General features: G+C 72.6%; 24 protein-coding genes. 8 read left to right on the top strand and 16 right to left on the bottom strand.

Going from position 1 to position 22,937, the window contains the following annotated elements:
• Nucleotide 1: 1 nt before the first annotated feature.
• On the bottom strand, nt 2–706 hold the full coding sequence (locus OC439_RS27605) for a DUF2786 domain-containing protein (protein ID WP_262015978.1): 705 nt from the start codon (nt 704–706) through the stop codon (nt 2–4).
• A 45-nt stretch (nt 707–751) separates the two neighbouring features.
• Complete coding sequence (locus OC439_RS27610) at nt 752–1,141, bottom strand: hypothetical protein (protein ID WP_260032910.1); 390 nt, start codon at nt 1,139–1,141, stop codon at nt 752–754.
• A gap of 166 nt (nt 1,142–1,307) precedes the next feature.
• Here OC439_RS27610 and OC439_RS27615 point away from each other — a divergent pair, with 166 nt between their 5' ends.
• Complete coding sequence (locus tag OC439_RS27615) at nt 1,308–2,645, top strand: ABC transporter substrate-binding protein (protein ID WP_262015979.1); 1,338 nt, start codon at nt 1,308–1,310, stop codon at nt 2,643–2,645.
• Nucleotides 2,646–2,708: 63 nt separating this feature from the next.
• Here the strand turns inward: OC439_RS27615 and OC439_RS27620 are convergent, their stop codons facing one another.
• Both OC439_RS27620 and OC439_RS27625 read right to left on the bottom strand, forming a co-directional pair.
• Nucleotides 2,709–3,452 carry an enoyl-CoA hydratase/isomerase family protein gene (locus OC439_RS27620; RefSeq protein ID WP_262015980.1) on the bottom strand — a complete coding sequence of 248 codons (744 nt, stop codon included), beginning with the start codon at nt 3,450–3,452 and terminating at the stop codon, nt 2,709–2,711.
• Nucleotides 3,449–4,306 carry a 3-hydroxyacyl-CoA dehydrogenase family protein gene (locus OC439_RS27625; protein WP_262015981.1) on the bottom strand — a complete coding sequence of 286 codons (858 nt, stop codon included), beginning with the start codon at nt 4,304–4,306 and terminating at the stop codon, nt 3,449–3,451. The genes OC439_RS27620 and OC439_RS27625 overlap by 4 nt, the downstream gene beginning before the upstream one ends.
• A gap of 162 nt (nt 4,307–4,468) precedes the next feature.
• Between OC439_RS27625 and OC439_RS27630 the strand changes: the two genes are divergently transcribed.
• Entirely contained in the window at nt 4,469–4,756 is a 288-nt protein-coding gene (locus OC439_RS27630) for a hypothetical protein (RefSeq protein ID WP_043327533.1), read from the top strand.
• A gap of 41 nt (nt 4,757–4,797) precedes the next feature.
• On the opposite strand, the gene OC439_RS27635 is transcribed toward OC439_RS27630, so the two are convergent.
• A complete protein-coding gene (locus tag OC439_RS27635) occupies nt 4,798–5,574 on the bottom strand; it encodes a class I SAM-dependent methyltransferase (RefSeq protein ID WP_262015982.1) in 777 nt (258 codons plus the stop codon).
• Between the two features lie 54 nt (nt 5,575–5,628).
• On the opposite strand from OC439_RS27635, the gene OC439_RS27640 reads away from it, so the two are divergent.
• Complete coding sequence (locus OC439_RS27640) at nt 5,629–6,006, top strand: PPOX class F420-dependent oxidoreductase (RefSeq protein WP_262015983.1); 378 nt, start codon at nt 5,629–5,631, stop codon at nt 6,004–6,006.
• Between the two features lie 76 nt (nt 6,007–6,082).
• Here the strand turns inward: OC439_RS27640 and OC439_RS27645 are convergent, their stop codons facing one another.
• The gene (locus OC439_RS27645; protein WP_007073996.1) at nt 6,083–6,292 is read right to left on the bottom strand and encodes a BldC family transcriptional regulator; all 210 of its coding nucleotides are present in this window, start codon (nt 6,290–6,292) and stop codon (nt 6,083–6,085) included.
• A gap of 256 nt (nt 6,293–6,548) precedes the next feature.
• Nucleotides 6,549–7,388, bottom strand: coding sequence for a hypothetical protein (locus OC439_RS27650; RefSeq protein ID WP_135242753.1), 840 nt, complete (start codon nt 7,386–7,388; stop codon nt 6,549–6,551).
• A gap of 175 nt (nt 7,389–7,563) precedes the next feature.
• Here OC439_RS27650 and OC439_RS27655 point away from each other — a divergent pair, with 175 nt between their 5' ends.
• Both OC439_RS27655 and OC439_RS27660 read left to right on the top strand, forming a co-directional pair.
• On the top strand, nt 7,564–8,646 hold the full coding sequence (locus tag OC439_RS27655) for a Glu/Leu/Phe/Val family dehydrogenase (RefSeq protein ID WP_262015984.1): 1,083 nt from the start codon (nt 7,564–7,566) through the stop codon (nt 8,644–8,646).
• Nucleotides 8,647–8,937: 291 nt separating this feature from the next.
• Nucleotides 8,938–9,153 carry a DUF3073 domain-containing protein gene (locus OC439_RS27660; RefSeq protein ID WP_013283429.1) on the top strand — a complete coding sequence of 72 codons (216 nt, stop codon included), beginning with the start codon at nt 8,938–8,940 and terminating at the stop codon, nt 9,151–9,153.
• A 151-nt stretch (nt 9,154–9,304) separates the two neighbouring features.
• On the opposite strand, the gene amcA is transcribed toward OC439_RS27660, so the two are convergent.
• The 5 genes from amcA to OC439_RS27685 all read right to left on the bottom strand — a co-directional run bounded on the left by amcA (nt 9,305) and on the right by OC439_RS27685 (nt 13,967).
• Nucleotides 9,305–9,517 (bottom strand): multiple cyclophane-containing RiPP AmcA, encoded by a 213-nt coding sequence (gene amcA, locus OC439_RS27665; protein WP_135242751.1) that lies wholly within the window; start codon nt 9,515–9,517, stop codon nt 9,305–9,307.
• The gene (amcB, locus tag OC439_RS27670; RefSeq protein ID WP_262015992.1) at nt 9,498–10,589 is read right to left on the bottom strand and encodes a cyclophane-forming radical SAM peptide maturase AmcB; all 1,092 of its coding nucleotides are present in this window, start codon (nt 10,587–10,589) and stop codon (nt 9,498–9,500) included. The genes amcA and amcB overlap by 20 nt, the downstream gene beginning before the upstream one ends.
• Nucleotides 10,590–10,716: 127 nt before the next feature.
• Nucleotides 10,717–11,871, bottom strand: a complete 1,155-nt coding sequence (purM, locus tag OC439_RS27675) for a phosphoribosylformylglycinamidine cyclo-ligase (RefSeq protein ID WP_262015985.1) — start codon at nt 11,869–11,871, stop codon at nt 10,717–10,719.
• 57 nt (nt 11,872–11,928) lie between these two features.
• Entirely contained in the window at nt 11,929–13,446 is a 1,518-nt protein-coding gene (purF, locus tag OC439_RS27680; protein ID WP_013283425.1) for an amidophosphoribosyltransferase, read from the bottom strand.
• A 167-nt stretch (nt 13,447–13,613) separates the two neighbouring features.
• Complete coding sequence (locus tag OC439_RS27685; protein WP_262015986.1) at nt 13,614–13,967, bottom strand: sterol carrier family protein; 354 nt, start codon at nt 13,965–13,967, stop codon at nt 13,614–13,616.
• A gap of 160 nt (nt 13,968–14,127) precedes the next feature.
• Between OC439_RS27685 and OC439_RS27690 the strand changes: the two genes are divergently transcribed.
• Nucleotides 14,128–16,434 (top strand): carboxypeptidase-like regulatory domain-containing protein, encoded by a 2,307-nt coding sequence (locus OC439_RS27690; RefSeq protein ID WP_262015987.1) that lies wholly within the window; start codon nt 14,128–14,130, stop codon nt 16,432–16,434.
• Nucleotides 16,435–16,525: 91 nt separating this feature from the next.
• Here OC439_RS27690 and OC439_RS27695 read toward each other — a convergent pair whose 3' ends face one another.
• The 4 genes from OC439_RS27695 to purS all read right to left on the bottom strand — a co-directional run bounded on the left by OC439_RS27695 (nt 16,526) and on the right by purS (nt 21,005).
• On the bottom strand, nt 16,526–17,275 hold the full coding sequence (locus tag OC439_RS27695) for a 2-phosphosulfolactate phosphatase (protein WP_194802214.1): 750 nt from the start codon (nt 17,273–17,275) through the stop codon (nt 16,526–16,528).
• A 10-nt stretch (nt 17,276–17,285) separates the two neighbouring features.
• Nucleotides 17,286–19,997: a phosphoribosylformylglycinamidine synthase subunit PurL gene (gene purL / locus OC439_RS27700; protein WP_262015988.1), complete on the bottom strand. Its 2,712-nt coding sequence runs from the start codon at nt 19,995–19,997 to the stop codon at nt 17,286–17,288.
• Between the two features lie 64 nt (nt 19,998–20,061).
• Nucleotides 20,062–20,745, bottom strand: coding sequence for a phosphoribosylformylglycinamidine synthase subunit PurQ (gene purQ / locus OC439_RS27705; RefSeq protein WP_018785472.1), 684 nt, complete (start codon nt 20,743–20,745; stop codon nt 20,062–20,064).
• Nucleotides 20,742–21,005, bottom strand: a complete 264-nt coding sequence (gene purS, locus OC439_RS27710; protein ID WP_013473439.1) for a phosphoribosylformylglycinamidine synthase subunit PurS — start codon at nt 21,003–21,005, stop codon at nt 20,742–20,744. The genes purQ and purS overlap by 4 nt, the downstream gene beginning before the upstream one ends.
• A gap of 470 nt (nt 21,006–21,475) precedes the next feature.
• Between purS and OC439_RS27715 the strand changes: the two genes are divergently transcribed.
• On the top strand, nt 21,476–22,159 hold the full coding sequence (locus OC439_RS27715) for a S1 family peptidase (RefSeq protein WP_013473438.1): 684 nt from the start codon (nt 21,476–21,478) through the stop codon (nt 22,157–22,159).
• Between the two features lie 12 nt (nt 22,160–22,171).
• Entirely contained in the window at nt 22,172–22,747 is a 576-nt protein-coding gene (locus OC439_RS27720) for a YbjQ family protein (protein ID WP_209310384.1), read from the top strand.
• Nucleotides 22,748–22,937 lie beyond the last annotated feature (190 nt).

The raw sequence follows: 22,937 nt of genomic DNA on the forward strand, positions 1-22,937 counted from the left end.
GTCAGCCGGCGATACCGGGCGCCGCGCCGGTGCCGGCCACGCCGGTGCCACCGAGGTCGGCCCGGCGGCCGGCGTCCGCGCCGGAACCGAAGCCACCGCCCGCCAGCCGCCGTCGCGGGGCGGTGCGCAACCGGGGGTACGCCTCGGCGACCCGGCGCTGGACCCGATCGGAGCGGTCGGCGAGCACCAGAGCCGTGGAGGGTCCACCCGACTCCGCCACCGCCTTGCTCTCGGCAGCGCGCAGTCGTTCCGCGACGACGTACGCGAACCCGGCCAGCCAGGTGCGCCGGAACGCGGCCGGATGTTCCCCGGCCGGTACGACGGCACCGGCGAGCCCGTGCGCGGCCTGCACGAGCAGCGAGGTGAACAGCAGCTCGACCCGTTCCAGGTCGCTGGCGAAGCCGAACAGGTGCATGACGAAACCGTTGCCGTGCCGGCGGCGTACGCATCGGCACCGCAACGGTTCGGCGACCGCCGCGAGCAGACCGGCCTTGTCCCGGGCGTACGGCGCGATCACCTCGACGGTCCGGTCACCGACCGGGTCGGCAGCCGGGTCGCGGGCGGCGAGCAGCGCCCGGTCGACGCCGTAGCGGGCGATCAGTTCGGTGGCCTTCGCCATGAAGGCGGACGACTCGGCGGGTGTGCAGGCCGGGTCCTCCGCCTGGGCGAGGAGCTTGCGCACCTTGCTGAGCATCGCCTCGGACATGCACCCAGAGCTACCACAGCCGGGGTGCCGGGCCGCGCGCCGGGCTCAGTCCGAGCGGCTGCGCAGCGTGGCGATTGTCGACCCGGCGAGGGTGAGCAGGCAGTCGGGCAGCAGGCCGTCGGCGGCCGCCGCCCCGAACAGCGCCTCGCCGGTGTCCGCGTCGTCGTTGGCGCACGCGCTGACGAAACGGGCCACCCAGCGGGTGTCGTAGTCGGCCTGGTCGATGCCGGGGAAGTCGAGGGCGGCGCCGCCGCCCGGGGCGTCGTCGCCGAGCATGGTGGCGGCGAGGCACCACGCCACTCCGTACGCCCCGGCGAGGCCGGAGCGGTCCACCACCGCGTCGAACGTGCCCACCACGCCGGCGCCGTCGCCGGCGAGGGCGGAACGGAGCACGGCGGTCGCGTCGTCGAGCGTCTGCTGTGCTTCGTCGTTCACCCGCGGAACAGTATCGCCGGGGGTCAAGCGGTGACCCGGAAACGGCTCGTCGACCACGCAGAGTGATACCCGCAGTCGGGGTGCCGACGGAGCCGACTCCACAGTCCCGCGTGCCGCGTGAGCACGCTAAGGTGCGCAGCGGACCTTCGCCGGAGGAAGGACGACCATGCTGAGAACACGCACGTCGCGCGCGGCCCTGTCCATGGCCTGCGCGGCGCTTCTGCTCGCCACGAGCGCCTGCGGGAGCGACGAGCCGGAGGAGACGCCTGCCACCCAGGTACGCCTCTACGGCACCGACGGCAACATGCTCAATTCGTACGCCGCGGAACTCAAGGACCGGGCGGACCTGGTGAACGGGATGAAGGGCACCACGCCCCTCACTCCGCTTGCCGAGAGCTTCAAGGAACGACTACTCGCCGTAGACCCGAAGCTTGGTGACTTCCTCTACTCCGCCGAGTCGTACGACGCGGTGGTGATCAGCGCGCTGGCCGCCCAGCTCGCCGGCACCACCGCTCCGGCCGAGATCGCCAAGCAGATCGTCGGGGTGACCACCGGCGGTGAACGCTGCGACGACGTGGCGGCCTGCCTGGAGCTCGCCCGTGCGGGCCGGGACATCGAGTACCGGGGCGTGTCGCTGACCCGCGCCGGGTTCACCGACACCGGCGAGCCGGCCACCGCGAGCTACGGCACCATGCACTTCGACAACCAGAAGATCGACGACAGCAAGACCGAGTTCGTCGGCGCCGGTGAGGAGTCGGGGGCCAGCACGAAGGCCCCGCCGCGTGGGCGCAAGCTGCGCGACGGGAAGGCGAAGGACGCCCCGCTGGTCCTCGGCGGGCTGCTGCCGAAGACCGGTGACCTGGCGCTGGCGAACCCGCCGCTGGCGGCCGGCGCGGCGCTCGCGATCCGTGAGGTGAACGCCGCCGGTGGTGTGCTCGGCGAGCCGGTGAAGTGGATCGAGGGCGACGACGGCACCAACCCGGCGGTCGCCAAGGCCACCGTCGCCTCGCACGTCAGCAAGGGCGTGCAGGTCATCATCGGCGCGGGCGGCTCCGGCATCTCCCGGGCCGTGCTGCCGGACGTGGTCGCCGCCGGGCGGATCCTGTTCTCCCCGTCGAACACCGACGCGGGCCTGAGCGCCGTGGACGACAACGGCCTCTACTTCCGTACCGCGCCGCCGGACAGCCTGCAGGGCCGTGCGCTGGCCGACGTGATGCTCCGGGACGGGCCGCGCAAGATCGCGATCCTGGCCCGTAAGGACTCGTACGGTGAGGGCCTCCAGGAGAACGTCCGCTCGGAGCTGGAGAAGGCCGGCATCGGCGCGGACCGGATCAAGCTGCTGACCTACGAGCCGCCGGCCGACCCGAAGACGCCTGTCGACTTCGGCGGCACCGCCAAGGAGATCAAGGCGTTCGGACCGGAGGCGCTGCTGCTCATCGGCTTCGCCGAGTCCGCGCCGGCGATCACCGCGCTGGACGACGCGGGAGTCGACATCAAGCACTGACGCGTACCGACGCGTAGGGCCGCACCGGATTCACCGGTGCGGCCCTCGTCGTCTCTCCCGGGCTCAGCGGGCCCGGCGCCGGTCCAGGAACTCGGTCATCCGCCGGTGCTTCTCCTCGTCCTCGAAGAGCACCGCCTGGCTCAGCAGGTCGAGCTGCGGGTGCGCGGCCGCCGGGGCGTCCACCGCCATCTTGGTCAGCCGCAGCGCCAGCGCGGAACCCTTCGCCATCTCGTCGAGCAGGCCGTGCGCGGTGGGCAGCAGCTCTTCCGGGTCGGCCACCACCCGGTTCACCAGCCCGATCCGCAGCGCCTCCTCGGCGTCCACCCGCCGGCCGGTGAACAGCAGCTCCTTGGCCCGGGCCTCACCGATCAGCGCCGGCAGCCGGTAGGTCGCGCCCGCGCCGGCCAGGATGCCCAGCCGCACCTCGGGCTGGCCGAACACCGCGCGGTCCGTGCACACCCGGAGATCGCAGGCGTACGCCAGCTCGGCGCCACCGCCCAGCGCCGGGCCGTCGACTGCGGCCACGGTGGGCATCGGCAGTGCCCGGATGCGGGCGAAGACGCCCTGGTTGATGGCGGCCAGCGCGTCCAGCCGGCCGCGCTCGCGGAGCTGGGCGATGTCGGCGCCACCGGCGAAGATGCCCGCCGTCCCGCCGGTGAGCAGCAGCAGCCGGGGACGCGCCTCCAGGTCGGCGCAGACCGCGTGCAGCTCGCCCACCAGGTCGGCGTCGATGGCGTTGCGCTTCTCCGGCCGGTCCAGGGTGACCACGAGCCGGTCCGGCAGCTCCTCGATCCGCAGCCCACTCATTTCTTCTGGCCGTCCTTCCACGTGTAGAAGCCCTGCCCCGACTTCTTGCCCAGCCTCCCGGCGGCCACCATCTCGACGAGCAGCGGCGGCGGCGCGAAGCGGTCGCCGTACGCGGCCTGGAGCGTGCGCGCGATGTCGAGCCGCACGTCCAGCCCGACCAGGTCGGTCAGCTCCAGCGGGCCGATCGGGTGCCGGTAGCCGAGCACCATCGCCTTGTCGATGTCGGCCGGGCTCGCCACCTCGTCGGCCACCATCCGGATCGCCTCCAGGCCGAGCGTGACGCCGAGGCGGGAGGTGGCGAAGCCGGGCATGTCGCGTACGACGACGGGGTCCTTGCCCAGCCGGGCGGCGAGCGCGACGGCCGCCTCGGTGGTCTCCGGCGCGGTGGCCGGGCCGACCACGACCTCGAGCAGCGCCATCGCCCACACCGGATTGAAGAAGTGCAACCCGACGAAGTCGGCGGGCCGGTCCAGCCCGGCGGCCAGTTCGGCGATCGGGATGCTGGACGTGTTGCTGCCCAGCAGCGCGGGCCGGCGGCTCTCCGCCTCGCGCAGGACGGCGCGCTTGAGGTCGAGCCGCTCGGGCACCGCCTCCACGATCACGTCGGCGCCCTCGGCCACCTCGGCGAGCCCGGCCCGGAGCGTGACGCGCTCACGGTTGGCGGTGGCGGCCTCCTCGGTCAGCTTGCCGCGCTGCACCCCTCGGTCCCACAGCTCGCCGAGCCGGTGCACGGCCTCGGCGCCCCGGGTGGGGTCGACCTCGACCAGTTCGACCGCGTACCCGGCGCCGGCCGCCACGTACGCGATGCCGAGGCCCATGGTGCCGGCCCCGACGACCACAAAACGACCACTCATCGGTGTCCCCTCGCCGCGGCGGGGGCGCGCGGGGTCTCCGCCGCCGGGCCCGTCCGCTCGCTCGTTCCTGCATGCGACCCTATGCAGGGCCGGGCCGCCGGGATGCGTGGGGGCGGAGCGGACGGGGTAAGGACGGCCGTCAACGCCGAAGGAAGGAACGAGATGAGCCAGGCACCGGAGAGCGCGGAGAACACCGAGACGGTCGAGACCCGCGGCGACGAGCGGGTGGACCTGCTCCGCGCGGACACCAACAACGACGGCAAGACCGACGTGTGGGTGGTGGACACCGACGGCGACGGCAAGGCCGACCTGTTCCAGTTCGACACCGACGGTGACGGCAAGGTGGACATCACCATGGTGGACATCGACGAGGACGGCACGCCGGACGAGGTGGTCGACGGCGACGGCGGGCTGCCCCCGGAGCAGACCACCCCCACCGTCCAGGTCTGAGTGGTGCGGGGGGAGCCGCCGGATCCCGGCGGCTCCCCCGCTCACCGCAGCGTCAGTGTGGCGAGGTAGTAGGGGTGGTCGGTGTCGTCCACGTCGGCCAGTCGCCAGGGTGAACCGTGGACCAGCTCGGCGAACTCCTCCGGCGAGCAGACCAGGTAGTCGAACCAGTCGGTGCCGAGCAGCCGGTAGCGCAGCCGCAGCCGCAGTTGCCCGCCGATCCGGCCCCGCTGCCGGTTGCGCTCGTGGTAGGCGGTGTGTACCGGGTCGGTGGTCCCGTACGGGTCGGTGCCGTGGGCGATCACCCGGGCACCGGGGCGGGCCAGCGCGGCGAGCGCGGCGAGCATCGCCGGGGCGCGTTCCCGCCCCTCGAACAGTCCCAGGTTGTTGCCGAGCAGCAGGAACGTGTCGTACCGGTGGCCGTCGGCGGCGTGCTCGTCGACGGTGCCGTGCACCAGGTCGCGTACGCCCCGGTGCCGGCTGACCCGCAGCGCGCCGAGCGACGTGTCCAGCCCGGTGACCGGCACGCCGCGCTCCTGGAGGTGCAGCGCGATCCGGCCGGCGCCGACGCCGACGTCGAGCACGCGTCCGCGTACCCGGTCCACGGCCCGGTGGTCGTGCGGCTGCCACCGCTGCGGCGGGTCCAGGTAGTGCCCGGCGGGCGCGCCGTTGATCAGCCCGTCGTCGCGCTCGATGATCTCGATGACCGGGCGCGGGAGGCGGCCGCCGGCCATCGGGCGCGGGCCGATCCCGGTGGCGACCGCGTACGCGTCGCGGATCATCTCGCCGAACACGTCGCCGATCTCGGGTTCCCCGGTCATGAGAGCACGCTATCCGGCGGTCGGCGGCACCCTGACCGCCGTATCCTTGGCGGCGTGACCGACCTGGACCGCCTGGCTGCGGAGAAGTACGTCCTGCTCACCACGTTCCGCAAGGACGGCCGGGCGGTGCCGACGCCGGTGTGGGCGGTACGCGACGGCGACGGGCTCGCGGTGTGGACGGTGGCCGACTCCGGCAAGGTGAAGCGCATCCGGCGCGACGGCCGGGTCACCGTGGCGCCGTGCGACGTGCGCGGCCGGCCGCACGGTGAGGCGGTGCCGGGCCACGCGACGATCGCCGACCCGGAGAGCACGAACCGGGTGCGAGGGCTGCTCAAGCAGAAGTACCGGCTGATCGGGCGGCTGAGCCTGCTCGGTAGCCGGCTGCGCCGGGGTGAGCGTGGCACGGTGGGGCTGCGGATCGTGCTGGACTGAGCGGCCCCCGGACGCGATAAAGGGCGGCGCCGCGACGGCACCGCCCTTGATCGGAACGCCGGAGAACGCCGGTTCGTCAGTCTCCCTGGCGCTGCTGGGGGATCTGTCCCTGCAGCAGGGCCCGAACCTCCGACTCGCGGTAGCGGCGGTGACCGCCGAGGGTCCGGATGGCGCTGAGCTTGCCAGCCTTGGCCCACCGGGTCACCGTTTTCGGGTCGACACGGAACATCGACGCCACCTCGGCCGGTGTGAGTAGCGGCTCAGGTTCGTGCGTTCGCGATGCCATCGGGGTCACTCCTCCACATGTATAGACATCGGCCGGGGTCCCGCCGGCCGACGCGTCTCCCATGGTCCGGCTAGTCCCCGATGTCCGACATGGGCCGAACGGCTGAAGGTCCCTAGACGGACGGATGAACCATGCCCGATTTTTACGACTTTTATGCCGCAGAAAGTACCTTATTCGGACTCATGATCACGGTTCGTGACGCATCAGTTACGAGACACTCTCGTGTCCAAGGCCACTTAACAGGGCAAACCGGGCGTCAGTTGCACCGTTCGAGCAGCTGCACCGCGCGCCAGCGGGCGACCAGTTTGTCGTACGCGGCGGACGCCTCCTCGGCCTCGCCCCGGCCCAGTCCGGACAGTCCGGCGGCCACCAGATCGGTCGAGTCGTCGGCTTCGAGCGTCTCGTCCGGCAGCAGTTGCACCAGTCCGCCGTAGTCCAGCTCGACCACCGAGCGCGGGTGGAACTCCTCCAGCCACCGGGCCGCCTCCTCGACCGCCTCGGTGATCGGCGCCTCGCCGATCGACTTGCGCAGCACCGACAGCGCGCGGGACGCCCGGCGGCGCGCCTTCGAGATCTCGGTGCGGTAGCGCAGCGCCCGCCGCCCCGGATCGGTGACCAGGTGCCGCTCGCCGGCCTCGAACAGCACGAACCAGCGCAGCGGCACGCCCCAGGTGGCGATCTGCTCGTGCACCCGGGGCACCCCGTGCTCCAGCACCCGGGCGCCGCTGCGCCAGTCCTCCACCACGGCCTTGGCCTGCCCGGCGAGCACCGGCGGCACGAACGCGTCGGCGAGCACCGAGGGCACGCCGTCGCGGGCGCTCAGCGCCGCCTCGGCGACCCGGATACGCAGGTTCCACGGGCAGACCAGCAGCGCGTCGTCGGACTCCAGGACGTACGCCTCGTCGGGCAGGTCGGGCAACCGGGTCCAGCCGGCGCCGAGCGCCTCGATCACCGCGGTCCGCTGCCGTACCGGCCCCTCCAGCGGAGCTATCGCACGGCCCTCGCTGACGTACCGGCGCCAGTACGACTGCCGATCCCGGTCGAAGGCGGTGAGCGGCTCGTACACGCGCAGGTATGAAGCGAAGAGCGACGGCACGGCGCGATCCTCCCACGAGACGGGACCGCCCGTCGCCGCCCTCGGGCCCGCGGCGTGACATGCGCGACAGTACGGTTCGGGCCGATATTAGGCTCAACGACACCGGCAGCATCCCGCCGGCGTGCCACCCGGGTTCCGCGCCCCACAAGGGCGCACACCGACACAGGAGTCAGCCATGGGCGTATTCGCCAGTACCGACGACCCCGTCTCCACGGGGCATGAGCAGGTCGTGTTCTGCCAGGACAAGCAGTCCGGCCTGAAGGCGATCATCGGGATCTACTCGACCGCGCTGGGCCCCGCTCTCGGCGGCACCCGGTTCTACCCGTACGCCAGCGAGGACGAGGCCCTCGCCGACGTGCTCGACCTCTCGCGCGGCATGGCCTACAAGAACGCCCTGGCGAACCTCGACCTCGGTGGCGGCAAGGCGGTCATCTGGGGTGACCCCGACCAGACCAAGAGCGAGGCGCTGCTGCGCGCGTACGGCCGCTTCGTCGAGTCGCTCAACGGCCGCTACTACACCGCCTGCGACGTGGGCACCTACGTGGCGGACATGGACGTGATCGCCCGGGAGACCCGCTACGTGACCGGCCGCAGCGTGGAGCACGGCGGCGCGGGCGACTCCTCGATCCTCACCGCCTGGGGCGTGTTCCAGGGCATGCGGGCCGCCGCCGAGCACGTCTGGGGCAGCCCGACGCTCGCGGGCCGCCGGGTCGGCGTGGCCGGGCTGGGCAAGGTCGGCAAGTACCTGACCGCCCACCTGCTCGACGACGGCGCCGAGGTCGTGGCGACCGACGTCAGCCCGCGCGCCCTGGAGTGGGCGCGCACCACCCACCCGCAGGTCACCCTGGTCGACGACACCGCGGCGCTCGTCGCCTCCGACATCGACGTGTACGCCCCGTGCGCGCTCGGCGGCGCGCTGAACGACGACACCGTGCCGGTGCTGCGGGCGAAGGTGGTCACCGGGGCGGCGAACAACCAGCTCGCCCACCCGGGCATCGAGAAGGTGCTCGCCGACCGGGGCATCCTCTACACGCCGGACTACGTGGTCAACGCCGGCGGCGTGATCCAGGTGGCCGACGAGATCGAGGGCTTCAACTTCGACCGCGCCAAGCTGCGCGCGACCCGGATCTTCGACACGACCCGGCAGATCCTCCAGCTCGCCGACGACGAGGGCGTGCCGCCGGCGGTCGCCGCGGACCGGCTCGCCGAGCGGCGGATGGCCGACGTCGGCCGGCTGCGGACGATCCATCTGCGGTGAAGCTCACCTCCGGGGGCGGGGCGACGCTCCTCCCCCGGAGGCGGTGCGCGTTAAGCTGATCCTCGGGCTTGTTCGTACCGGTATGTCCGGTGTCACGGCCAGCCCCGGGGCTTACCCCTTACCCGGTACACTTTGTGACAGCTGGACCACCGCGACGCGCAGGTCCGGTCGACGGTGACCCGAGGTGCCGAACGATGGCATCCCCATGTACCGTAAGAGCCACGAGAGATGCCTGACGTCATCGGGGCCCGCCTTCGGGCTGCCCCGCATTCTGTGCGAGGGGGTCGAGCCATGGGGCGCGGCCGTGCTAAGGCCAAGCAGACGAAGGTGGCCCGGGAGTTGAAGTACCACTCCCCGAACACCGACCTAACCGCCTTGCAGCGCGAACTGGCGGGTAGTGGAAAGTCTGAGCACAACTTCGACGACGACTACAAAGAGTATGTCGACGACGATGACGAGGACCACGCGGACGACGACCCGGACACCTGGGCTCGTCCGACCCGCTGACCTCCGGTCACATCTGAGCACGCGGTAACCCCCGCGTGCTCACGCATGTGCTCTGCTGAGCCGGCGTACGACCGACGATCAGGGACCTGCCGGCGCTCCGGGGCGCCCCGCTCCGACGCGCCGGCAGGTCCTTGATCGCGGAACCGTCCCCTCAGCGCGGCCGGTTGTTCCAGTTGTAGAACGTCGGGATGTTCTCGAAGTGGTTCCACGCGCAGACCGCGTCGGCGCCGTCACCACCCGACACCTCCGCCCGCAGCAGCCGCGCCGCCTCCGCCTCGTGGAGCAGAGCGGTAAGCCCCGCAGCGGCGTCCCGCACCCGGTCGGCGACCGCCTCCCGGTCGGTGTCACTGATGGTCTCGGGCATGCTCCAACACTCCCTCCAGTAGGCGGATCTTGCTGTTACGGCAGTGCTCGGTCTCCGTACCGTCGAAACGCCCCAGCTCGAAGTAACGGTTGGCGGCGTGCCCACCGCCGCAGAACCCGAAGTACGGGCAGGACGCCCGGCACGCCTCAACGCCGGCGAGGAACTCGCCCACCCACGGCGTACCGGCCGCGCCGGCGAGGATGTCCCCCAGCGGCGTGGTGAGCACGTTCCCGCTGGCGAAGTCGCCGTACCGGGGGTCGGTGAAGCCGGCCAGCTCCGGCGAGAGCACCACCACCGAGCCGTCGTGCCCGACCGTCGGGATCGGGTCGAGGCTGCGGGGCAGCAGGTCGTCGGCGGTGCCGGCCAGGACCGCGCCCGCGTACCGCAGCGACCACTCCACCTCACGCAGGTGGATCCGGGGATCCCGGCGCCAGGCCGCCACCAGCTCGGCCCAGAACCCGGTGACCGCGCCCTCGTCGCGCGCGTTCGTCCGGGTGTTGACGCCCTCGGTCTCCTCGATGTTGACGCCGAGCACGTCGCAGCCCAGGTCGAGGAAGTAGTCGTACAGCTCGGTCGCCAGGCCCGGCTCCGGCCGCGACACCACCGCGAGCGCCGAGAACGGCAGGCCGTGGCGGCGCAGCGCCGCCACACCCGCCACGATCCGGTCGTACGCGGGCCGCCCGCCCCGGGTGACCCGCTCGCCGTTGCGCGCCCGCGGCCCGTCCACGCTGACGCTGACCCGCACCCGGTGTTCGGCGAAGAACGCGCACCACGCGTCGTCGATCAGCGTGGCGTTCGTCTGCACGTGGTGCTCGACGTCCGGCCCGAACGGCGCCAGCAGCGCGGCCAGGTGCTCCCGGCCGGCCGCGAGCGGCTCGCCCCCGTGCCAGACCACGGAGAAGCGACCGCCCGCCGCCCACGGGTTCACCGACGCCGCCACCGCCTCGGCGACCGCCACCGGCATCCGCCTGTCGACCGCCCGGAAGGGCAGGTAGCAGTAGGCGCAGTCGAGGTTGCACAGCGTCGTCGGCTGCATCACCACGTACGACGGGACGGCGGCGATGCCCCGCATCCCTTCGGGTGTGCGCGCAGCCATCAGCACCTCCCCCGCCTGCCTGAAAACCGAACCTCCAGGCTAGGCCGCGGCGACCGCTCGGGTGAACCCCCGATAAAGTGCCCGGCCGATCGGCGCAGGGTGATCAGCCTCGGGTGTGCTGTCCGACCATCTGCACGTTGCCGGACCCCTCGATGATCTCGCCGGCCTGCCAGGCGTCCACGCCCCGGCCGGTCAGGGTGGCCAGCGCGCGGTCGGCGTCCTCGGCGGAGACGATCGCGAACATGCCGACGCCCATGTTGAACGTGGCCTCCATCTCCGGGTCCTCGATCCGGCCCTTGGACTGGATCAGGTCGAAGATCGGCTGCGGCTTCCAGGTGGAGCGGTTCACCACGGCGTCGACGTGCTCGGGCAGCACCCGGACCAGGTTGCCGGGGATGCCGCCGCCGGTGACGTGGGCCAGCGCCCGCACCTCGGCCTCGGCGATCAGCTTGAGGCAGTCCTGGGCGTAGATCTTGGTCGGCGTGAGCAGTTCCTCGCCCAGCGTCCGCTGACGGCCGAAGTCGTCGATCACCACGTCCAGCCGCATCCGGCCGGCGCCGAGCAGCACGTGCCGGACCAGGGAGTAGCCGTTGGAGTGCAGGCCGGACGAGCGCATGGCGATCACCACGTCGCCCACCTCGACCCGCTCCGGGCTGAGGATCTCGCTCTCCTCCACCACGCCGACGCCGGTGGCCGAGATGTCGTACTCGTCGGGGCGCAGCACGCCCGGGTGCTCGGCGGTCTCGCCACCAAGCAGCGCGCAGCCGGCGTACCGGCAGCCGTCCGCGATGCCGGCGCCGATCTCGGCGACCTTGTCCGGCACGACCTCACCGGTGGCGATGTAGTCGAGCAGGAACAGCGGCTCGGCGCCGCAGGCCACCAGGTCGTCGACGACCATCGCGACCAGGTCGATGCCGACCGTGTCGTGGATGTCGAGCTGCTGGGCGATCACCAGCTTGGTGCCCACGCCGTCGGTCGAGGACGCCAGGATCGGGTTCTTGTACTTCTTCGTGTCCAGCCGGAACAGGCCGGCGAAGCCGCCCAGGTCACCCATGACCTCGGGACGCCGGGTCTCCTTGACCTTGGACTTGAGCAGCTCGACAGCGCGGTCGCCCGCCTCGATCGACACCCCGGCGTCGGCGTACGAGACCGAGCGTTTGCGCTGCGTCCGGCTGGACCCCGCCGACCAGGGCTGGCGGTCGCCGCCGGCGCCCGTCGGGCTGGATCCTGCGCCGCTGCGCTCGGACACGTGCGTCACGGTTCTCCCCTTTGTGGTTCCCGCGAGCCCGGAGCGGCCGGACCCGCGTCGGTGGTGCTACGGGTGATGGGTCGGTGTGGCGACGAGCGGACCGGTCGGCCCGGCCGCCTCGGCGGCGACCCGGCGTCCCACTCCTTCGAGCACGTGCTTGCCGATCAGGTTCCCGGCCGGCAGTTCGATCGGGTACTCCCCATCGAAGCACGCCCGGCAGAGCCGGCTCTTCGGCTGCTCGGTCGCGGCGATGAGACCGGGCAGCGATACGTAACCGAGCGAGTCGGCGCCGATGGACCGCCGGATGCCGTCGTTGTCGAGCCCGTTCGCGAGCAGCTCGGCGCGGGTGGCGAAGTCGATGCCGTAGAAGCAGGGCCAGCTCACCGGCGGCGAGGAGATCCGGACGTGGACCTCCAGCGCGCCCGCCTCGCGCAGCAGCCGGACGATCGCCCGCTGGGTGGTGCCCCGCACGATCGAGTCGTCCACCACGACCAGGCGCTTGCCGCGGACGTTCTGCCGCAGCGGGTTCAGCTTCAGCCGGACTCCGAGCGCGCGCAGCGTCTGCGAGGGCTGGATGAACGTGCGCCCGACGTACGGGTTCTTCATCAGGCCCTGGCCGTAGGTGATGCCGGATTCCTCGGCGTAGCCGATCGCGGCCGGCGTGCCGGACTCCGGCACCGGGATCACCAGGTCGGCCTCGACCGGGTGCTCCTTGGCGAGCTGGCGGCCGATCTGCACCCGCGCGGCGTGCACGTTGCGGCCGGCGATGGTGGCGTCCGGCCGGGCGATGTACACGTACTCGAAGAGACAGCCCTTGGGCTCGGGCGAGGCGAACCGGCTGGACCGCAGCCCGTTCTCGTCGATGGCGATCAGCTCGCCCGGCTCGACCTCGCGGACCACGCTCGCGCCGACGATGTCCAGCGCGGCGGTCTCGCTCGCCACCACCCAGCCGCGTTCGAGCCGGCCGAGCACCAGCGGGCGTACGCCGTGCGCGTCACGCGCCGCGTAGAGCGTCGACTCGTCCATGAAGACGAAGCTGAACGCGCCGCGCAGCTGCGGCAGCACCTCCAGCGCGGCCGCCTCGACCGACAGGTCGGGCCGACTCGCCAGCAGCATGGTGACCAGCGAGGTGTCGTTCGTCGAGCCGTCCGAGTCGAGCCCCCGCACGGCGGCCTCGCGCTGCAACTCGGCGGTGTTGACCAGGTTGCCGTTGTGCGCCAGCGCGATGGTGGTGCCGGCGGTCGTGGCGCGGATGGTCGGCTGGGCGTTCTCCCAGGTCGAGCCGCCGGTGGTGGAGTAGCGCGCGTGCCCGATCGCGACGTGCCCGCGCAGGCTCGCCAGCGTCGGCTCGTCGAACACCTGGGCGACCAGGCCGAGGTCCTTGTAGACCACGACGCCGGAGCCGTCACTCACCGCGATGCCCGCGGCCTCCTGACCGCGGTGCTGGAGGGCGTAGAGCCCGAAGTAGGTGAGGTTGGCGACCTCTTCACCCGGCGCCCAGACGCCGAAGACGCCACACGCGTCCTGTGGGCCGGGTCGCTGGGGGTCAAGGTCGTGGCTCAGCCGGCCATCGCCTCGGGGCACCTGCCGCTCCCTCGCAGTGGGGTCTGGACTGGCCTGGCGGAGTCAGGGGGCAGCTCCGCACGCATGGGCCGGGACCGTCGTCGGATCTCAGTGTACGCGACCAGCAGTCGACACCGACAGTCACGGAGTCTACGCTCAGCGTGAGCAGGGTTTCCGCTGGCCGGCGTTCAAATCGGGAGGTACGGGGAGAGGTCAGCCCGGTTTCCGGAAACCCGGATGCGACCCTCAGTGACCGTTTCCGCCCACCCCCGGCGTCCGGTGGCGACCGCCAGCCAGGTCGCCGGATCCATCTCCACCACGTTCGGCGGCGTACCGCGGGTGTGTCGTGGACCACTCACGCACTGCACCGCACCGTAGGGTGGGACGCGCACCTCCACCGATCGGCCGGGGGCGCGATCCGCGAGGGCAGCCAAGAGGGTCCGGACCGCCTCCCGGAGCACCGGCCGTTCGGGCGTACGCCCCTCGTCCAGCGCCGCCAGGGCGGCGAGTACCGCTTCGGAATAAGCGTGCGGAGAGGACACGACGGGACGATACGACCCGGCAGAAGGCCGCCCGACGGCGGCCCTGGGTAGAGATGATCCGGTCAGACAAGGCATAGTTGCCGACGGCGTTATTCGTACCGTGAGTGATCAACCTCGGCCGAACGGCCGGCGGGGCGATCAGACCCGGAAGGCGGTGGACGTGTCAACACACCGACGTGCCTGGAAGCAGCGGGCCGGTGTGGTCGTAGCGCTGGTCTTCGGCGCCCTGCTCACCGTCCCCGCAGCTCCCGCCTTCGCCGCCAACGTCAGCGTCTCCCCGGGGTCGATTACGGTCAATGCCGGTAGCGACGCGACCGTGAGCGTCCAGGTCACTCCCGGCGACGGCGACGAGAGCGCGGAGATCGGCCTGACCGGCCTGCCGTCCGGCGTCAGCTGTGCCTCGGGCTGCGGTCAGATCAACTTCCCGCCCGGGAACAACAGGCCGCGGACGCAACTGCTCACCATCCGCGCCAACGACAACGCGCAGGACGCCAACGCCTCGGTCACGGTGCAGGTCCGGCCCAACAATTCCGACCCGGCCACCGGCAACTTCCAGCTCGCGGTCAAGGGCAAGGTCGAGGCGCCGCAGCAGCCGCAGACGGTCAAGACGGTGTCCGGCAAGGTGGTCAACGCCGACGGCGATCCGATCGAGGGCGCCCTCGTCATGCTCCGCGACAGCGCGGGCAAGGAACGCCGCACCAACACCAGCGGCAACGGCAACTTCAGCTTCAGCGGCTCCGAGTCCAACCCGATCGCACCGGGCCGGATCGACCTCGGCGCCTCCACCGACGGTGCCTCGCCGGTCGCCCGGTCGATAAACGCGAACGCCGGCCAGTCGGTGACCGGCGTCCGGCTCAGCATCCAGCTGAAGGCGTCGGCGAGCCCGAGCGCCACCCCGTCGGCGAGTGAATCCGCCCCGCCGTCCGAGGAGCCGCTCGACGAGGAGGCCACCGACACCCCGTCGGCCGAGGCGCCCGCCGCGCAGCAGCCGGCCGCGAACGAGGACTCCGGCGGCTTCGGCTCCTGGCTGCTCATCCTGCTCGGCGGCCTGTTCGTCGCCGTCGGCGTGGGCACCATCGTGCTGCTCTACATGCGTCGCAAGAACGAGGGCGACGACGGTGACGGCGACGGTCCTGGTGGGCCGGCCGGTCCGGGTGGGCCCGGCGGGGCCGGTGCGATCCCGGCAGCCCGGGGCGCCTACCACGGCACCGACGACCAGACCCGGGTGGTGAACGGGATGGGCGCCGGGCCGGCCGCGACGATGGTCGGCGGCCCCTCGATCAGCGACGCCCCCACCATGCTCCAGCGGCCGGTCGTGGACGACGTCCCGCCGGACCCGTACGGCGCGCCGCCCGGCCCGGCGTACGGCGCAGGCGGCGGCCAGGGTGGCTACGGCTACGGCGACGACGCAGCGGGCCAGGCCGGTTACGGCGGCGCGGGCGGCTACGGCAACGCGCCCTCCTCGGGCGGCGGCTACGGTAACGGCCCGTCCTCCGGTGCCGGCTACGGCAGCCCGGACTACGCGGCAGGTGCGGCGGCGGGCGCGGCCGGATACGCGGCCCAGGGCGGCGGCTACGGCAACGAGCGCTTCGACGAGCCCACCGGCCGCTACACCGGTGACAGCACGCAGTACGCGCCGGCGGCCGACCCGTACCCGACCAGCACCTACCAGCCGGAGCAGGACCGCGGCTACGACCAGGCCGGCACGGCCCCGTACGGCCGTGGCCCGGAGCAGGGCGACGGTTACGGCGCGACCGGTGGCTACGGCGGCGCGTACGACAACGGCGCGACCGGCGGTTACGACAGCACCCGCCCGCAGGGCGGATACGGCGAGCCGACCGGCGCCTACGGCAACGCCGCGGGCGGTGGCTACGGCGACAACCCGGCCGGCGGGTACGGCGACGCCCCGGCCTACGGCGGCGGTCGCGCGGCCGGCGGCGGCTACGGCGACGCGCCGACCGGCGGCTACGACAACGCCCCCGCCGGTGGCTACGGCGACGCCCCGGCCGGCGGCTACGACAGCACCCGGCAGCAGGGCGGATACGGCGACGCGCCCGCAGGCGGCTACGACAACCCCGCCGGTGGCTACGACAGCCGGTCGCCGGGCGGCTACGACAAGGGCGCCGGGGGTTACGACAGCGGCGCGACAGGTGGCTACGACAGCACCCGGCAGCAGGGCGGATACGGCGACGCGCCGGCCGGCGGCTACGGCAACACCGGTGGCGGTTACGACGGCGGTCACCAGCCCGGCGGCTACGGCCAGCAGGCCAGCGGGTACGGCGACGGCTACGGTCAGGCCCCGCAGGGTGGCTACGGCCAGCAGGGTGGTTACGGCCAGGAGCCGCCGCAGCAGCGCGGGGGCGGCTACGACAACGGCTACCCCAACGACCCGGCCCAGGCAGGTCGCGCCCGCCCGGACGGTCAGGCGGACCGGAGCGGACGACGCCTCGACTGGCTGGACGACTGACAGACAGCAGATGTGAGAACTGTGGCCGCCCGCGAACAGCGGGCGGCCACAGTCGTCAGCGGGCCCCGCAGGACGGGAGCGGAAGCGGTGCTCAGGCGGGGGCGAAGTAGCCCTGGCGGAGCACCGGCACCACGTCGGAGACGCCCACCTCGGTCGCGACCGTGACGTCCTCGGCGAAGCCGCCCTCGGCGAGTTCCCGCCCGGAGACGCAGCCCCGGACCGCCGCCGGCACGTCCGGCGTGCTCGCCAGCGCGGCGAGCGCCATCGCGGCCTCCACCGAGAGCCCGCCCGGCACCCCGGCGAGCGCGTCGAGCACGCAGGCCGCACCGAGCTGGTCCTCCACGCACGGCCGGAGCGACCCGTCGGGCCAGCGCTCCCCGGCCGCCACCACGCCCACGGGTGCGTCCTTCGAGCCGTACCCCTCGGCCAGGAGCCAGCGCCCGACGGCGGGTGCGTTACGCAGGCACGCCGCGACCACCGGCACTCCGGTGGCGCTGGCGGCGGCGCTGATCGCCGAGCCGTTCGGTGACGGCAGCACCAGGTCGGCGACGACCGGCGCGGCCCGCAGCGCCGCCGGGGACAGCGACCACTGGTGCTCCGCAGTCGTCTTCCGGCGGCCCACGGCGGCCACGGCCCCCACCCGGCGCGCGTAGTCGGCGGCCTGCTCACCCCACGGGAACGGGTGCACCCGCATGCCGCGGCTCACCGCCACCTCCACGGCGGTGGTGAACGACAACACGTCCACCACCACCAGGGCGGCACAGACCCGGCCGAGTTCCGCCGCCCCGGTCAGTCCCCAGTCGAACCGGGCACCGGAGCCGGGTTGGGCGAAGACGGCCAAGGCCAGCGCCTCAGCGCTGACCCGGCGCCGGCTCACCGGGAGCCGGACCGTCGGACCCGTCGGCGGGCGCCGACTCGTCCCGGTCCGGGGTTCCGTCGACTGCCGGCGTCGCCGTACCGTCGGCCGGCTCGGCCTCGTCGGACGCCGCAGCGGGCGCCTCGGGCTCCGTCGCGGCGGCGGGTGCGGACGCCTCGGCGTCGGCCGCCGGGATGTCCCGGCCGGCCTCGGCGATCGGCTCGGCGTCGACAGCGGCCGGGTCCACGCCGACCGGCTGCTCGGCGGTGGCCGGAAGCACAGTGGTGGTCCCGGTACGGGTCGCCTCCACCTCCACCCGGGCCGCCTCGGCGGTGCCGAACAGGCGCGGGAGCGTACCGGTGTGCGCCTCGCGCAGCTCGTCCAGGCCGATCCGGAACTGGCCGTGCACCTCCAGCGCGCCGGAGGCAGGGTCGGTGACGCCGATGAACTCCCACGGCACGCCGCGCTCGGCGCACAGGGCGGTGAACGCCTTCTCGTGGCCGCGCGGCACCGACACCAGCACGCGGCCGGCAGACTCGCTGAACAGGAAGACGAACGGCATCGAGCCACCGGCGAAGTGCTCCGGCACCACGACCCGGGCGCCCACGCCACGGCGCAGGGCCGACTCGACGAGGCTCTGCGCCAGACCGCCGTCGGACAGGTCGTGCGCGGAGCTGAGGTGCCCGACCCGGGCCGCCTCGGCCATCAGCTCGGCGAGCTGCCGCTCACGGGCCAGGTCGACCTGCGGCGGGATGCCGCCCAGGTGCTCGTGCGTCACCCAGGCCCACTCCGAGCCGGACAGCTCGACGTGCGTCTCGCCCAGCAGGAACAGCTGGTCGTGGTCGCCGGCCGGACGCGGCACGAAACCCATCGGCACCCGGTCGGCGACGTCGTCGAGCACGCCCAGCACACCGACCACAGGGGTCGGGTGGATGGCGGCGGCGCCGGTCTGGTTGTAGAAGCTGACGTTGCCGCCGGTCACCGGGATGCCCAGCTCCAGGCAGCCGTCCGCCAGGCCGCGCACGGCCTCGGCGAACTGCCACATCACGCCCGGGTCCTCCGGCGAGCCGAAGTTCAGGCAGTTGGTCACCGCGATCGGCTTCGCGCCGGTCACCGCCACGTTCCGGTACGCCTCGGCCAGCGCCAGCTTCGTCCCGTGGTACGGGTCGAGGCGGGCGTACCGGCCGTTGCCGTCGACGGAGAGCGCGACACCGAGGCCGCTGCGCTCGTCGATCCGGATCACGCCGGAGTCCTCCGGCTGGGCGAGCACGGTGTTGCCGAGCACGTACCTGTCGTACTGCTCGGTCACCCAGGTCTTGTCGGCCAGGTTCGGCGACGCGATCATGCGCAGCACGGTCTCCCGGAGCGCCTCCGGGGTGCTCGGCCGGGGCAGCGTCTCGGCGCGGTCGGCCTGGAGCAGGATCAGGTCAGCCGGCTCGCGCATCGGCCGGGCGTACACCGGACCGTCGTCGACGAGCGAGCCCGGCGGCACGTCCACCACGAGCTGGTCGCGCCAGGTGATGACCAGGCGGCCCGGCTGGCCGTCCGCGGACGGCGCGGTGACCTCGCCGATGGCGGTGGCCCAGACGCCCCACTTCTCGGCGGTCTTCAGCACCGCGTCGAGCTTGTCCGGCGAGACGACGAGCAGCATCCGCTCCTGGGACTCGCTGGCCAGGATCTCGTGCGGCTCCATCGACGGCTCGCGCAGCGGCACGCGCTCCAGCCAGACCCGCATGCCGGTGCCCGCGGAGGCGGCGGTCTCGGTGAGGGCGCAGGTCAGGCCGGCGCCGCCGAGGTCCTGGATGCCGACGACCAGTTCGGCGTCGTACAGCTCCAGGCACGCCTCGATGAGCAGCTTCTCCATGAAGGGGTCGCCCACCTGCACGGACGGGCGGCGCTGCTCGCTGCCCTCGTCGAAGGTGGCGCTGGCGAGCACCGACACGCCGCCGATGCCGTCGCGGCCGGTCTTGGCGCCCATCAGCACCACGATGTTGCCGGGGCCGGTGGCGTCCTTCTTCTGCAGCCGGTCGACCGGCAGCACGCCCAGGCAGAGCGCGTTTACGAGCGGGTTGCCCTGGTAGCAGGGGTCGAAGACGACCTCGCCGCCGATGTTGGGCAGGCCCAGGCAGTTGCCGTAGCCGCCGACGCCGGCGACCACGCCGGGCAGCACCCGGGCGGTGTCCGGGTGGTCGGCCGCGCCGAAGCGCAGCGGGTCCATCACGGCCACCGGGCGGGCGCCCATGGCGAGGATGTCGCGGACGATGCCGCCGACGCCGGTCGCCGCGCCCTGGTACGGCTCGACGAAGCTCGGGTGGTTGTGCGACTCGACCTTGAAGGTCACCGCCAGCTCGTCGGAGACCCGGACCACGCCGGCGTTCTCGCCGATGCCGGCGAGCAGCCGGTCACTCGGCGGCGCCTTCTCGCCGAACTGGCGCAGGTGCACCTTGCTCGACTTGTAGGAGCAGTGCTCGCTCCACATGATCGAGTACATGGCCAGCTCGGCCTGGGTCGGACGGCGGCCGAGGATGTGCCGGATCCGGTCGTACTCGTCGTCGCGGAGGCCCAGCTCGGCGTACGGCTGAAGCTCCTCCGGCGAGTCGGCGGCCCGGGGAACGGTGTCCACGCCCAGCGCCCAGTCGTCGTTCGGGCCGGCCTGCGGCACCACGCCCTGCGCCTCGCGCAGGGCCGGGTCCGGATGGGTGGTCATGACGTCTCCTTGCTGCGCTCGCCGCCGGTGCGGCGGGTGAGCCGCCCGATGTTCCCGGCCACCATCACGCCGGCGCTCCCACCAGATGCTTGAGCACCGAGGTGAAGAAGCCGAGGCCGTCCAGGGAGGGGCCGGTGAGCGCCTCCACCGCGTGCTCGGGGTGCGGCATGATGCCGACGACGTTGCCGGCCTCGTTGGTGATCGCCGCGATGTCGCGCTGCGATCCGTTGGGGTTGCCGCCGACGTAGCGGGCGACGACGCGGCCCTCGCCCTCCAGCCGGTCGAGCGTCGCGGGGTCGGCGACGTAGCAGCCCTCGCCGTTCTTGACCGGGATGAGCACCTCCTGGCCCGGCTGGAACGCGTTCGTCCAGGCGGTGCCGGTGCTCTCGATCCGCAGGACCTGGTCCCGGTTGCGGAAGTGCAGGTGCTGGTTGCGGGTGAGCGCACCGGGCAACAGATGGGCCTCGCAGAGGATCTGGAAGCCGTTGCAGATGCCGAGCACCGGCAGGCCACCGCGCGCGGCCTGGACGATCGTCTCCATCACCGGGGCGAACCGGGCGATGGCGCCGCAGCGCAGGTAGTCGCCGTAGGAGAAGCCGCCGGGCAGGACGACAGCGTCCACCCCGTGCAGGTCCGGGTCGCCGTGCCAGAGCCGGACCGCCTCGGCGCCGGCGATCCGTACGGCCCGGGCCGCGTCCCCGTCGTCGAGCGAGCCGGGGAAGGTGACCACACCGACCCGGGCGGTCACGACTGCGCGCCCGCGGTCTCGTCGGCGGTGACCACGCGGACGGTGAAGTCCTCGATGACCGGGTTGGCCAGCAGCTTGTCGGCGATCTCCCGGGCCCGGTCCAGGTCCGGTTCGCCGGTGAACTCGATCTCGATCCGCCTGCCGATCCGAACCGAGGCGACGTCACTGACGCCGAGGCGGGGCAGCGCGTTTGCGACGGCCTGGCCCTGCGGATCGAGGATCTCGGGCTTGAGCATGACGTCGACTACGACGCGAGGCACTGGGCACTCCTGACTGTGTACGCAGTTGGGTGCCGGCCCAACAATCGGGCGAGCGCAGCCAGCCTACCTGGCAGATACCGCCCGGCCCGCACCGGCCGGGGGCAGTTCCGGCACTGATCGGCCCCGCCGGCGGCACCGGACGGGCACCGTTGCCCGTTCGTTGCGGCGTCGATGCGAATTCGTTGCGCTGCGTGCTCGCCGGCGCCCTTCGACAACGCCTCCCAGCAGGCATTCTGCCGCGAAACACCCCACCTTGGACCGGTATCCGACAGCACCCCCGCACGGCACGCGGCGCGCGTCACGCCATCGGTGTGATTCGATCCGCACCTTGTGACAGAGGGTGTCGCGGCCGTAGCATGCATCGTCAGATGTCGATGAGTGAGATCGATGTCCCTCGCCGGCCCACCCCACCCGGCGGGTGTCACCCCCTGCCCGGCAACCCCGGGCGTCCGCGCAGAAGGAGCCCCGACATGCGCCTCCGTCCCCTGCTCGCCGTGCTGACCACCGCGCTGGCCGGCGTCCTGGCCACCGCCTCCGGCGCCACCGCCGCGCCGGCCGGCCCCCAGCCGATCATCGGCGGCGGCACCGTCTCGTCCGCGCCGTGGGCCGCCGCCGTCTTCAGCAACGGCTCGTTCACCTGCTCCGGCAGCGTGATCGCGCCCCAGTGGGTGCTCACCGCCCGGCACTGCGTCAGCGGCACCATGTCCGTCCGGGTCGGCAGCGTCTACTACGCCTCGGGCGGCGTGACCCGCACCGTGAGCGCCTCCTACACCCGCTACGACCTGGCCCTGCTGCGCCTGTCCAGCACGGTCAGCACCTCCGCCGTCTCGCTCGCCAGCAGCAACCCGCCGGTCGGCTCGACGAACACGATCTACGGCTGGGGCATGACCTGCTACAGCGGCTGCGGCGCGTCGCCCCAGCTCAAGACCGCGAGCGTACGGGTGACCAGCACCAGCGTCACCGACGCGTACGGCGGCCAGGCGATCCGGAGCACCCGGGTCAACGGCAACGCGTGGCGGGGCGACTCGGGCGGCCCGCAGTTCTACAACGGCCGGCAGGTCGGCGTCGCCTCCACCGCCGACGGCCAGAGCATCCAGAACTACGGCAGTGTTGCGTACAACCGGGCCTGGATCACCTCGACGGCCGGTGTCTGACGGTTGATGCCGATGCGGCGCGGATCGGTCGGGTGCGGCCCGACCGTCCGCGCCGCGCCGTTTTTCAGCATCCGATCAGCTGAACACGGCTCGCGAACCACCCGGCCGAGGACTGACAGCATCGGAAGTGTGCTGGTCGTGACGACGGATCAACTGCCCGGCTACGAGATCCGCCAGATCCTCGGCGAAGTGGTCTCCTCGATGGCGAGGACCCGCAACCCGTACCGCGAGGGGGTCAAGAACCTGCGCGGTGGCGCCTACGACCCGATGGCGCCGGACAACCTGACCCGGTGGCGTACCGACTCGGTGGCCCGCCTCGGCGAGGAGGCGCGCCGCCTGGGCGCGAACGCGGTGATCGGCATGCGCTTCGACAGCCGGGACTGCGGCGAGATGTGGATGGAGATCTGTGCGTACGGCACGGCGGTGATCGTCGCGCCGAAGATGCCGGACGTCATGCCGCCGGACCAGCCGGCGATCGCGGCCGAGACCGCCCACGACCCGGAGATCGCCTCCGCCCCAGGCGGTATCGCCGAACCGGCATCCGCCCCCAACCTGAGCTCCGCAGCCGAAACCCCCACCGGCCCCTGACCCCCGCTGCCCGCCCTCTCTGCCTGCCCTCTCTGCCCGCCGCCTCTGCCCGCCCTCTCTGCCGCGTCGATCATGAAGTTGACGGCAGGAATGATCTCCTTGAGTGCCGCCAACTTCATGATCGACCGGAAGAAGGGGATGCTCCTATAGAAGTCAAGGGGTGTTGAGGGTGGTGAAGTCAGCGAGGAGG

Source organism: Micromonospora sp. Mcm103, from assembly GCF_024519755.1.
Taxonomy (GTDB): domain Bacteria; phylum Actinomycetota; class Actinomycetes; order Mycobacteriales; family Micromonosporaceae; genus Micromonospora; species Micromonospora aurantiaca.